This is a genomic window from Arthrobacter sp. SLBN-100, from assembly GCF_006715305.1.
Taxonomy (GTDB): domain Bacteria; phylum Actinomycetota; class Actinomycetes; order Actinomycetales; family Micrococcaceae; genus Arthrobacter.
The window spans coordinates 1724760-1736647 of record NZ_VFMY01000001.1 but is presented as its reverse complement, the minus strand read 5'-3'; the positions used below and the strand labels follow the sequence as shown (position 1 = coordinate 1736647).

General features: G+C 66.3%; 9 protein-coding genes. 7 read left to right on the top strand and 2 right to left on the bottom strand.

The features are described 5' to 3' along the window. Positions 1-154: 154 nt before the first annotated feature. Both FBY31_RS08095 and gabT read left to right on the top strand, forming a co-directional pair. The gene (locus tag FBY31_RS08095) at positions 155-1585 is read left to right on the top strand and encodes a gamma-aminobutyraldehyde dehydrogenase (RefSeq protein ID WP_142039072.1); all 1431 of its coding nucleotides are present in this window, start codon (positions 155-157) and stop codon (positions 1583-1585) included. Between the two features lie 99 nt (positions 1586-1684). Continuing rightward, complete coding sequence (gene gabT / locus FBY31_RS08090) at positions 1685-3055, top strand: 4-aminobutyrate--2-oxoglutarate transaminase (RefSeq protein WP_142039069.1); 1371 nt, start codon at positions 1685-1687, stop codon at positions 3053-3055. A 130-nt stretch (positions 3056-3185) separates the two neighbouring features. On the opposite strand, the gene FBY31_RS08085 is transcribed toward gabT, so the two are convergent. Further along, positions 3186-4439, bottom strand: coding sequence for an NAD(P)/FAD-dependent oxidoreductase (locus FBY31_RS08085; RefSeq protein WP_142039067.1), 1254 nt, complete (start codon positions 4437-4439; stop codon positions 3186-3188). 40 nt (positions 4440-4479) lie between these two features. Then, positions 4480-5583, bottom strand: a complete 1104-nt coding sequence (gene rarD, locus FBY31_RS08080; protein ID WP_142039064.1) for an EamA family transporter RarD — start codon at positions 5581-5583, stop codon at positions 4480-4482. An 84-nt stretch (positions 5584-5667) separates the two neighbouring features. On the opposite strand from rarD, the gene FBY31_RS08075 reads away from it, so the two are divergent. The 5 genes from FBY31_RS08075 to FBY31_RS08055 all read left to right on the top strand — a co-directional run bounded on the left by FBY31_RS08075 (position 5668) and on the right by FBY31_RS08055 (position 11858). Further along, on the top strand, positions 5668-6666 hold the full coding sequence (locus tag FBY31_RS08075; protein ID WP_142039061.1) for a DNA topoisomerase IB: 999 nt from the start codon (positions 5668-5670) through the stop codon (positions 6664-6666). 100 nt (positions 6667-6766) lie between these two features. Continuing rightward, complete coding sequence (locus FBY31_RS08070; protein WP_142039059.1) at positions 6767-8209, top strand: FAD-dependent oxidoreductase; 1443 nt, start codon at positions 6767-6769, stop codon at positions 8207-8209. Positions 8210-8378: 169 nt separating this feature from the next. Further along, positions 8379-9719 (top strand): GAF domain-containing protein, encoded by a 1341-nt coding sequence (locus FBY31_RS08065; RefSeq protein ID WP_142039056.1) that lies wholly within the window; start codon positions 8379-8381, stop codon positions 9717-9719. A 201-nt stretch (positions 9720-9920) separates the two neighbouring features. Next, positions 9921-11444: an acetaldehyde dehydrogenase ExaC gene (gene exaC / locus FBY31_RS08060; RefSeq protein WP_142039053.1), complete on the top strand. Its 1524-nt coding sequence runs from the start codon at positions 9921-9923 to the stop codon at positions 11442-11444. A gap of 3 nt (positions 11445-11447) precedes the next feature. Next, positions 11448-11858, top strand: a complete 411-nt coding sequence (locus FBY31_RS08055; protein WP_142039050.1) for a DUF779 domain-containing protein — start codon at positions 11448-11450, stop codon at positions 11856-11858. Positions 11859-11888: the final 30 nt, after the last annotated feature.

The window sequence follows — 11888 nt, the reverse complement described above, 5'->3', positions numbered from 1 at the left end:
ACCAAGGATAGACGGGCGCTAGTCAACCGCACTAAAAAGCAGCAGAATGGGTGTGCAGGTGGCTATTCACGGCGCAGGGGCGCTGGCATAGGCTCAAGGCAGTCAGATCCATCTGTTTCGACGCCGATGGCCCCCAGGAAAGAGGTTGCACACCGTGGTCCAAACCTTGCAGAACTTCATCAACGGTTCTTTTGTCACGCCTGCCGGCAGCGGCACGCTGGACATCGTGAACCCCACCAACGGTGAAGTGGTGGCCCACTCGCCCATCTCCGACCAGGAGGATGTGGACGCGGCCATGGCCGCAGCAAAGGAAGCCTTCAAGAGCTGGAAGCACGTCACGCCGGGCCAGCGTCAGCTGATGCTGCTCAAGCTCGCTGACGCCGTCGAGGCCAACAGTGACGAACTGGTGGAGGCGCAGCACCGCAACACCGGCCAGGTGCGCTCGCTGATTGCCTCTGAGGAAGTCGCCGCCGGCGCCGACCAGCTGCGCTTCTTCGCCGGAGCCGCACGCATCCTCGAGGGCAAGTCCGCCGGCGAGTACTTCGAGGGCCACACCTCCTACGTCCGCCGTGAACCCATCGGCGTTGTGGCCCAGGTGGCCCCCTGGAACTACCCGTTCCTGATGGCCATCTGGAAGATCGGCCCCGCGCTCGCGGCCGGCAACACTGTTGTCCTGAAGCCCTCGGATACCACCCCGGAGTCCACCCTGGTCCTGGCCCGCCTCGCCGGCGACATCCTGCCCGCCGGCGTCCTGAACGTTGTGCTGGGCACCGGCAAGACCGGCGCCATGATGGTGGACCACAAGGTCCCCGGACTGGTGTCCATCACCGGCTCGGTGCGCGCCGGCATCGCCGTCGCCTCCGGCGCGGCGAAGGGCCTCAAGCGCGCCCACCTGGAGCTGGGCGGCAAGGCACCGGCCATCGTGTTCAAGGACGCCGATATCAAGAAGAGCGCGGCGGCCATCGCCGAGTTCGCCTTCTTTAACGCCGGCCAGGATTGCACCGCCATCACCCGGGTTCTGGTGGAGGAGTCCGTGCATGACGACGTTGTGGCCGCCATGGTGGAGCACACCAAAACCCTGAACACCGGCTCGCAGAACGACGAAGACAACTACTTCGGCCCGCTGAACAACGTGAACCACTTCAACCAGGTCACCTCGGTGGTGGAGAACCTGCCCGCACACTGCCGGATTGAAACCGGCGGACACCGGGCGGGGGAGAAGGGCTTCTTCTTCGAGCCCACCATCATCACCGGCGCGAAGCAGACGGACAGCATCGTCCAGCTGGAGACGTTCGGTCCGGTCATCACCGTGCAGAAGTTCAGCACGGAGGAAGAAGCAGTGGAGCTGGCCAATGACGTGGACTACGCCCTGGCCTCCAGCGTGTGGACCTCCAACCATGGCACCGCCATGCGCCTCAGCCGCGACCTGGACTTCGGCGCCGTCTGGATCAACACCCACATCCTGCTCACCGCCGAAATGCCCCACGGCGGCTTCAAGCAGTCCGGCTACGGCAAGGACCTCTCCATGTACGGCGTCGAGGACTACACGCGCATCAAGCACGTGATGAGTGCGCTGGACGCTTAATCCCCTTACCGGTGGTTGAGCTCGTCGAAACCCCGGTTTCGCCAAGCTCAACCATCGGGCACAAGCTCAACCACCAGGAACCATCAGGAAAGGTTTCCCATGACCACCACCGCATCAGACATCACCTTCCGCCTTGAGCAGAAGCGCCGCGTCCAGGCCGACTTCCCGGGCCCCAAGTCGCTGGCCCTGGCCGAGCGGCGCAAGGCAGTCGTCGCCGCAGGCGTCGCCTCCGGCGTCCCGGTTTACGTTGCCGACGCCGACGGCGGCATCATCCACGACGTGGACGGCAACTCCTTCATCGACCTGGGCTCAGGCATCGCCGTGACCAGCGTGGGCGCATCCGATCCCGCCGTCGTCGGGGCCGTGAAGGAAGCCGTGGAACACTTCACGCACACCTGTTTTATGGTCACGCCCTACGAAGGCTACGTGGCGGTTGCAGAGCAGCTGAACCGGCTCACCCCCGGCGACCACGAGAAGCGCACCGTGCTCTTCAACTCGGGCGCGGAGGCAGTGGAGAACGCGGTCAAGGTGGCCCGCCTCGCCACCGGACGTGACGCCGTCGTCGCCTTCGACCACGCCTACCACGGCCGCACGAACCTCACCATGGCACTCACTGCCAAGGCCATGCCGTACAAGACCAACTTCGGCCCGTTCGCGCCCGAGGTCTACCGCATGCCCATGAGCTACCCGTACCGTGAGGAAAACCCGGAGATCACCGGTGCCGAGGCCGCCAAGCGCGCCATCACCATGATCGAAAAGCAGATCGGCGCCGACCAGGTTGCCGCGATCATCATCGAACCCATCCAGGGTGAGGGCGGCTTCATTGTCCCGGCCGAGGGCTTCCTGCCTGCACTGGCAGCGTGGGCCAAGGAGAAGGGCATCGTCTTCATCGCTGACGAGGTCCAGTCCGGTTTCTGCCGCACGGGTGAATGGTTCGCGGTCAACCACGAGGGCGTGGTTCCGGACATCCTGACCATGGCCAAGGGGATCGCCGGCGGCATGCCGCTCTCCGCCATCACCGGCCGGGCAGACCTGCTCGACGCCGTCCACGCCGGCGGCCTGGGCGGCACCTACGGCGGCAATCCGGTAGCGTGCGCAGCCGCGCTCGCCTCCATCGGCTCCATGGAGGAATACGACCTCAACAGCCGTGCCCGCCACATCGAATCCCTCGCCACCGCCCGGCTCCGCGAACTGCAGAGCGAGCTGGCCAGTGCAGGTTCTGCCGTGATCGGCGACGTCCGGGGCCGCGGCGCCATGCTGGCCATCGAACTGGTCCAGGCGGGGTCCAAGGAACCCAACCCGGAGCTGACCAAGGCTGTGGCCGCCGCCTGCCTGAAGGAAGGCGTCATCATCCTCACCTGCGGCACCTACGGCAACGTGATCCGCCTCCTGCCGCCGCTGGTCATCACCGATGAACTGCTGAACGACGGCCTGGCGGTCCTGGCCGCGGCCATCAAGGCCAACGCGTGACGCGGTCCGCACAGAGTTAGCGTCCCCTCGCAACGGCGCGAACAAACCTGTTGCCCCGGAACTTCCTGTTCCGGGGCAACAGGGGTTTAAGCCGCAGCCGGCGCGGCTTTTGCGCTGTTACCTGATGCCGTTACCTGATGCTGTTGTCCGGCCCGCCGATGACTACCTGTGCCGGGCTGTGCAGGACGTACCCGTTGAGCCAGGAGAACAGGGCGCGGACCTTCTGCTGGAATCCGGACAGCAGGGCGAGGTGCACCAGGAGCCAGGACACAAAAGCCAGCGGCCCCTGGAGCTGGATGCGTTTGCGGCCCAGTTCGGCGACGGCGGCGCCCCGCCCAATCATCGCCATGTACCCCTTGTCCACGTAACGGAAAGGCTGCCTGGTACCGCCGTTGAGGTCCGCGTGGATGTTGCGGGCAGCCCACTTGCCGGCCTGCTGCGCCACGGAGCCAAGCTGGGGCAGCTTGGCCCCGGTTGAATCGGTGATGTTGGCGGCGTCGCCGACGACGTACACGCCTTCCGCGTCAGCCACAGTCAGGTCCGTCCGGACGTCGATCCGGCCACCTTTCCCCTGCGGCAGGCCGGAGCCGGCCAGCAGTTCTCCGCCCTTCAGGCCGCCGGCCCAGATGACTATTCCGCCCGGGATGTCCGTCCCGTCAGCCAGCGTCACGCCGTCGGCCCGGACCTCGGTAACGCCGGATCCCATGTGCAGCTGGACGCCGATCCTGCCAAGGCGTTCCCGGGTGTACTCCTGGGACTTTGACGAAAACATGGTGAGGACGTTCGGCAGCATGTCCACCAGGTGCACGCGGCACCGTGCGGCGAGTTCGCGGGAGAAATACTTGGTCACCACGAATTTGATGTTTTCCGCCAGGGCCCCTGCAGTCTCGACCCCGGTTGGCCCGCCGCCCACCACAACCATTTCCACTGTGGCGCCTGGCTCCCGGTCAGCCCGGTCCAGCAGCCGGGTCACGCTGGTGCCGAGCCTGGTGGCGTCCGTGACCGAATACAGCGGGAAGGCGTGCTCCTCGGCGCCGGGGGTGTTAAAGAAGTTGGGTACGGCGCCGACGGCAAGGACCAGGATCCTGGCCCGGAAGGTGTCGCCCTCGGCGGTGGTGACGGTGTGGTTTGCGGCGTCGACGGCGGCAACCTCCGCCGTCAGGACCCGCACGTTCCTGCGCCGCCGGAAGACGGACCGGATGGGCCGGGCAATGGCTGACACGCCGATCTGCGAGGTGGCCACCTGGTACAGCAGGGGCTGGAACTGGTGGTAGTTGTTCGAGTCGATGAGCAGGACGCGAACACCCTTCCGGCCAAGCTCCTTGGCCGCGGAGATGCCGGCGAATCCGGCCCCGATGACGATGACCTGATATGAGTCCTCCATCCGAGCAACCTACTCCACCGGGGTTCCCGGCAACAGGGGGTCAGACGGATTTCAGGGAAGCGTTGCTCCTCCGCCGGGCCACCGAAGTCTTACGCGCGGTGCGCAGCATGTCCAGGGTCAGGACCAGCAGCGCCAACCAGACCACGCCGAACCCGATCCAGCGGTCCGCGGTCATCGTTTCCCCGAACACCACCAGGGCCAGGACGAACTGCAGCAGCGGTGCGACGTACTGCAGCAGGCCGATGGTGGTCATCGGCAACCTGCGGGCCGAAGCCCCGAAGAACAGCAGCGGCACCGCGGTGATCACACCGGAAGCCAGCAGGAGCCAGAAATGGCCGGGGCCCTGCGTGGTCAGGGTGGCGGTTCCGGCAACGGCCAGGTAGATCATGGTGGCAGCCGCGAAGGGGGCAAGCACCATGGACTCCACGCTCAGGCTGGTAACGGCGTCCACCTTGGGGCCAACGCGCTTTTTGACGAAGCCGTAGAGACCAAAACTGAAGGCAAGGGTCAGCGCGATCCACGGCAGCTTGCCATAGGAATAGGTGAGCACACCTACGGCCACAAACCCTATGCCCACGGCCGCCCATTGGAGCGGACGCAGCTTTTCCTTCAGCACGAAGACGCCCAGCAGGACCGATACCAGCGGGTTGATGAAGTAACCGAGGGAAGCCTCCACGGCTTGGCCCGTCGTCACTGCGTAGGTGTAGGTCAGCCAGTTAATGGCGATCAGAAAGGCGGCCACGGCCAGGGAGCCGAACACGGTGCGGTTTCGCAAAGCCCGCGCCATGGCGGCCCAGGAGCGGGTAACGGTGATGAGGAGTGCGCAGAACAGCAACGACCACACCACCCGGTTGGCCACGATTTCGACGGCGCCCGCCGGCATCAGCACAAAGAAGTACAGCGGGAGCAGCCCCCACAGCCCGTATGCGCCGATGCCAAAGAGGATTCCCGCCGTCGACTCCTTGTCCACGGCCTTGGGCGGGGTCCCCTTGCTGCCGCCTGCAGGTTCCCCGCTTATAGATGCCCGGTCGCCGGCAGATGCTGCGGCTGCCGGACTTGGTGCTGACGCTGCCGCAGCCGGAGCGGCGGGGGCGGGGACACGGGCGGGGGAGAAGGATCCATCGGGAGAAGGCACGACATCCATAACATCAGTTCCGGGGCAGGTATTCCGCCAAATAGTCAGTAGGCTTGCTTTTATGAGAAATGCCGACCGGCTGGAGACCACCCCATGAGGCTCCGGCGCAGCAACGCTTCGGGCCGCGGCTACCGCCGGGTGGCCGCGGGCAAGGGTTTCAGTTACCGGGATCTGGACGGCTCCACCTTGCCCCCCGGCCCCGTCCGTGACCGGCTGGAAAGTATCGGAATACCGCCGGCATGGACGGATGTGTGGATTGCCCCTTTTGAGAACGGGCACATCCAGGCCACCGGCGTGGACGCAGTGGGCCGGCGGCAATATATCTACCACCCGGAATGGCGGGAGCGGAAGGACCGGCTGAAATTCGACCGGGCCCTCCAGTTGGCCGAGTCCCTCCCGGCCGCCCGCCGTCGGGTGACCATGGACCTGCGCAGTGAAGGTTTTTCGCGTGAACGCGTCCTCGCGGCGGCCTTCCGGATGCTGGACAGCGGGTCGCTGCGCGTGGGGTCGGAGAGGTACACCAACGAAAACGGCAGCCGCGGGCTGGCCACCCTTCTCTGCGCCCACGTCCAGGTGCGCAAGGACCGTATCCTCTTGAGCTTTCCCGCCAAGAGCGGCAAGGACTGGGAGTCGGAAATCCGCGACGCCGACCTTGCCGCCCTGCTGCGCCTGCTCAAGCGGCGGGGCCCCAACGCCCGGCTCCTGGCTTACAAGGATGGCCGGCAGTGGCGGCCCGTTACCAGCGCGGACATCAACGCCTATGTGAAGGAGCGGACCGGCTCGGACTTTACGGCCAAGGACTTCCGGACCCTGCGGGGTACGGTGGCGGCGGCCGCGAGCCTGGCCAGGACCGGTCACCAGAGAACGGCGGCCAAGCGGAAGCGGGCCATCAGCCGGGCCATGTATGACGCCGCGCAAGTGCTGGGGAACACGCCCTCGATCACCCGCAAAAGCTATGTGGACCCCCGGGTGCTGGACCACTACCACGAGGGCGAGACCATTGATCCCAAGCGGCCGGACTCCGCCGAAGCCGAACTCCGCGCGCTGCTCTACCGCCAAGGCGACGTGGTTCCGCTGGCCAAAAGCGGGTGAGGCCTGTTTTCCGGGCCACAACCTCACGGCAGGCGCCATTTAGAATAAGTGACTGTGCGCTGCTCTTACCGCGCATCCTCATCGGTTAGAAGGGCTCCGAGTGTCCAACCACGGCGAAACCACCCCAACACGTCCGCTCCGGGTAGCCATCGTGGGCGCAGGGCCGGCAGGAGTGTACGCTGCGGACATCCTCACCAAATCCAGCGGCGTGAAGGATGGCGACTTCGAGGTCAGCATCGACCTTTTTGAGGCCTACCCGGCGCCCTATGGGCTGATCCGGTATGGAGTGGCTCCGGACCACCCGCGGATCAAGGGTATCGTCAACGCGCTGCACAAGGTCCTGGACCGCGGCGACATCCGGTTCCTGGGCAACGTCACCTACGGAAGGGACCTCACCCTTCACGATTTCCGCGCCTTCTACGACGCTGTGATCTTCTCCACCGGAGCCGTCAAGGACGCCGACCTGGCGATCCCGGGCATCAACCTGCAGGGCTCCTTCGGCGGAGCCGACTTCGTTTCCTGGTACGACGGGCACCCGGATGTGCCGCGGGAATGGCCGCTGGAGGCGAAGGAAATCGCCGTGATCGGCAACGGGAACGTGGCGCTGGACGTGGCCCGCATGCTGGTCAAGCACCCGGAGGAGCTGCTCACCACGGAGATCCCGGACAACGTCTACCAGGGTTTGAAGGCCTCGCCCGTCACTGACGTGCACGTCTTTGGGCGCCGCGGCCCGGCCCAGGTCAAGTTCACCCCGCTCGAGCTCCGGGAGCTTAGCCACATGAACGACGTGGATATTGTGCTCTATCCGGAGGACTTCGAATTCGATGAAGCCTCGGACGAGGCGATCAGAAGCAACAACCAGATTAAGACCATGGTGAACACGCTCACCAACTGGCTCGTGGAGGAGCACGCCGAGTCCGAGAACCCGTCCTCGCGGCGGCTGCACCTGCACTTCCTGCACAGCCCGGTGGAAATACTTGCCGAAGGCGGGGAAAACGGCGCGGGCAAGGTGGGCGGGATCAAATTTGAGCGCATGCAGCTTGATGGCACGGGCAACGCCAAGGGCACCGGAGAGTACATTGAATACCCCGTCCAGGCCGTCTACCGCGCCATCGGTTATCACGGCTCGGCGCTGGACGAACTGGAGTACGACGCCGAGCGCGGTGTCATCCCCAACGAGGGCGGCCGCGTCCTGGACGCCGAAGGCAATCCGGTGCCCGGGATCTACGCCACCGGGTGGATCAAGCGCGGTCCGGTGGGCCTGATCGGCCACACCAAAGGCGACGCCTTGGAAACCATCGGCTTCCTGCTCGAGGACCGGCTCACCTTGCCGCCGGCCCAGAACCCCGATCCGCAGGCCATCATCGAGCTGTTGGAAGAGCGCGGCATCGAATACACCACCTGGGAAGGCTGGAACAAGCTTGACGCCCACGAAGCCGGCCTTGGTGCAGCCTGGACCGGCCCCGACGGCTTGGACCACGTGGTCCGTGAACGGATCAAGGTGGTCCCGCGCGAGGACATGATCCGCATCTCCCGGGGTTAAGGCGCGGCGGAACAGTCGCCGCCCGCGTGGCCCAGCAGCTCCCGTCCCGGGGCGGCCGCAAAAGACGCGTGCACAGGCCCTCCAGTCCGGTGCGCGGGGCAGGGTTAGAATGGCTGCCACCCCCAGGCCGGCATCATGACACCGTGCCCTCAGGCAGTACAGGAGTTCGATGAAGAACCTGATTCAGCCGGAACCGCTGCAGCGCGGCGCCTTGGCCGCCCATGAACAGCTCAACGGCGGCGCCCTTGCGGATGCTCCCAGCGGCCTCCGCACCCTGATCCGCGAGTCGTGGCAGCGTTCGGCCGGCTTCAAGGCGGATCCGGACAACCCCGCCGCCCCACTGGCGCTGGACCGGGATGAGCTGGAGGACTACCGCAGCCAGCACCCCCTGGCCGCCATCATGCCGGTCATCAACAAACTCCTGGTCCAGCCCGGCCACGACAGCGGACTGCTGGTGGCGGTGGGCGACGAAGTGGGCCGGCTGCTCTGGGTGGAAGGCGACCCCGCCTTGCAGCGCCGCGCCGAGGGCATGATGTTTGTTGCCGGCGCGGACTGGTCCGAAGCGACGGTGGGCACCAGCGCCCCGGGAACCGCTCTTGCATTGGGGCGGGGGATCCAGATTGCCGGCGCGGAGCACTATCAGCGCGCGGTGCATGGCTGGAGCTGCACTGCCGTGCCCTTCCACGACCCCGATTCCGGTGCGGTGCTTGGCGTCGTGGACATCACCGGCAAGGCCAGCGCCGTCGCACCTCACACGCTGTCCCTCGTGGAGGCAACCGTGGCGGCTGCCCAAGCCCAGCTGCGCGTCGAGCGTCTCCAGTTGGCCGCGGAGCTCGCCGGCAGGCCAGCACGACGCCGGGCCACGGCTACCGCTTCCCGGGCACAGGGGGCGGGCGCCAAGGAAGGCAGCCTCTACCGGAACAGCCTCCAACTGCTGGGCCGCGACCAGGCCTTGCTCAGCCTGGACGGCAAAACCGTGGTGCTGTCCGCCCGGCACAGCGAAATCCTGGCTCTGCTCAGCACCCATCCCGACGGGCTCAGTGCGGAAGAACTGAGCCTCCTGCTCTACCCCGGGGACGGCTCCACCATCACGCTCCGGGCCGAGATGGTCCGCCTGCGCAAGGTCCTCCAGCAGCTCAACCCGGACGCCGTTCCAAATTCGCGGCCCTACCGCCTGCCCGTGGATATGGTGCCGGACTGCGGCCAGGTGCTGAGCTGCCTGCAGCGCGGCGCGCACCGCATCGCCCTGGAAATCTACCGGGGCGCTGTCCTGCCCCGGTCCGAGGCGCCCGGCATCGTGGAGCTGCGGAACAAGGTCTCGTTGCTGCTGCGCGAGGCAGTCCTGACCGATGGCAGCGCCGAGTCGCTGCTCAAGTACGCCGAACTGCCCGAGGCAAGGAACGACGTCGGCGTCCGCCGTGCCGCCCTCCGCCTCCTCCCGCCGCGCTCACCCAAGCGGGCCGCCGTCGTCGCAGACCTGGAACGGCTGGACGCCGAACTCAGCGCCTAAGGCACCCGCCCTCCGGTGGTTGAGCCTGGGCCCACGTCTGCCGGGTTCCCTGGCCGAGCTCAGGGGGCAGATGGGGAGCGAAACCCGACGCGCTCAATCGCCGTTGGGCCGTGCAACCTGGCTGCAACCTGCCCGCTCCTACGCTGGCTCCAACGGCAAAATCCCGCACGGGACAGCCTTCTGCACAGCAAAGGAGCTGCAATGACTGTTTACGCACAGCCCGGAACCGAGGGCTCGAAGGTCACATTCAAGGACCGCTACGAGAACTGGATCGGCGGGGAGTGGGTGGCTCCGGTGAAGGGGCAGTACTTCGAGAACATCACGCCGGTGACGGGCAAGGCCTTCTGCGAGGTGGCCCGCGGCACGGCCGAAGACATTGACCTGGCGCTGGACGCGGCCCACAAGGCTGCGCCGTCCTGGGGCAAGACGTCGGTGGCCGAGCGCGCCGCCATCCTGAACAAGATCGCCGACCGCATCGACGAAAACCTGGAAATGCTCGCCGTCGCCGAGACCTGGGACAACGGCAAGCCCATCCGCGAGACCCTCAATGCGGACCTGCCGCTCGCCGCCGACCACTTCCGGTACTTTGCCTCCGCTGTCCGCGCGCAGGAGGGCCGGCTGTCCCAGCTCGACGACGATACCACCGCCTACCATTTCCACGAGCCGCTCGGCGTCGTCGGCCAGATCATCCCCTGGAACTTCCCCATCCTGATGGCCGTGTGGAAGCTCGCCCCCGCGCTCGCGGCCGGCAACGCGGTGGTGCTCAAGCCGGCGGAGCAGACGCCGTCATCCATCCTGGTGCTGATGGAACTCATCGGCGACCTGCTGCCCGCCGGCGTGCTGAACGTGGTCAACGGCTTCGGTGTGGAGGCCGGCAAGCCGCTGGCCTCCAGCCCGCGCATCCGCAAGATCGCGTTCACCGGAGAGACCACCACCGGCCGGCTGATCAGCCAGTACGCCAGCCAGAACCTCATCCCGGTCACGCTGGAGCTGGGCGGCAAGAGCCCCAACATCTTCTTCAACGATGTGGCCGAGACCAACGACGCCTTCTACGACAAGGCGCAGGAGGGCTTCGCCCTGTTCGCCTTCAACCAGGGAGAAGTCTGCACCTGCCCGTCCCGCGCGATGGTGCAGGAGGACATCTACGAGTCCTTCATGGCCGACGCCGTGGCCCGCGTGGAGAGGATGGTCCAGGGCAACCCGCTGGACACCGGCACGCAGGTGGGCGCGCAGGCGTCGAACGACCAGCTGGAAAAGATCCTCTCCTACATCGACATTGGAAAGCAGGAGGGCGCGAAGGTCCTCACCGGCGGCGGCCGGGCCGAACTGCCCGGTGATTTGGCGGGCGGCTACTACGTCCAGCCCACCGTGTTCGAGGGCCACAACAAGATGCGGATCTTCCAGGAGGAGATTTTCGGGCCGGTGGTGGCGGTCACGAAGTTCAGCGACTACGCCGACGCCATGGGCCTCGCGAACGACACGCTGTACGGCCTGGGCGCCGGTGTCTGGTCCCGCAACGGCAACGTGGCGTACCGTGCCGGCCGCGAGATCCAGGCCGGCCGCGTCTGGGTCAACAACTACCACGCCTACCCGGCGGGTGCTGCTTTTGGCGGCTACAAGTCCTCGGGCATCGGCCGTGAGAACCACGCGATGATGCTGGACCACTACCAGCAGACCAAGAACCTGCTGGTCAGCTACAACGAAAACAAGCTCGGTTTCTTCTAGGCCATGGTCCCAGCAAACGCGATCAACGCGGCGGCGGTGCTGCCCGGGGAGGACTTCTCCCGGGTCGCGCTCACGGTCCCGGCTGTGGAGCTGCTGCGGAAGCTGTGGCTCCGGCACGGCCCGCTGATGTTCCACCAGTCCGGCGGGTGCTGCGACGGTTCCTCGCCCATGTGCTATCCGGCGGGGGACTTCCTCACCGGCGACTCGGATGTGTTGCTGGGCCTGTTCGATGTGTCCGCCGGGCTGGAACCACAGCCGCTGGAGTTCTGGATGTCGCGGGAGCAGTTCAACTACTGGAGCCACACGCACCTGACCGTTGATGTGGTCCCCGGAAGGGGCAGCGGATTCTCGGTTGAAGCGCCGGAAGGCAAGCGGTTCCTCATCCGGTCCAGGCTGATGGACTGGCAAGTGTAGGAGCATAAATTTCGTGAGGAGAAGCCCGGC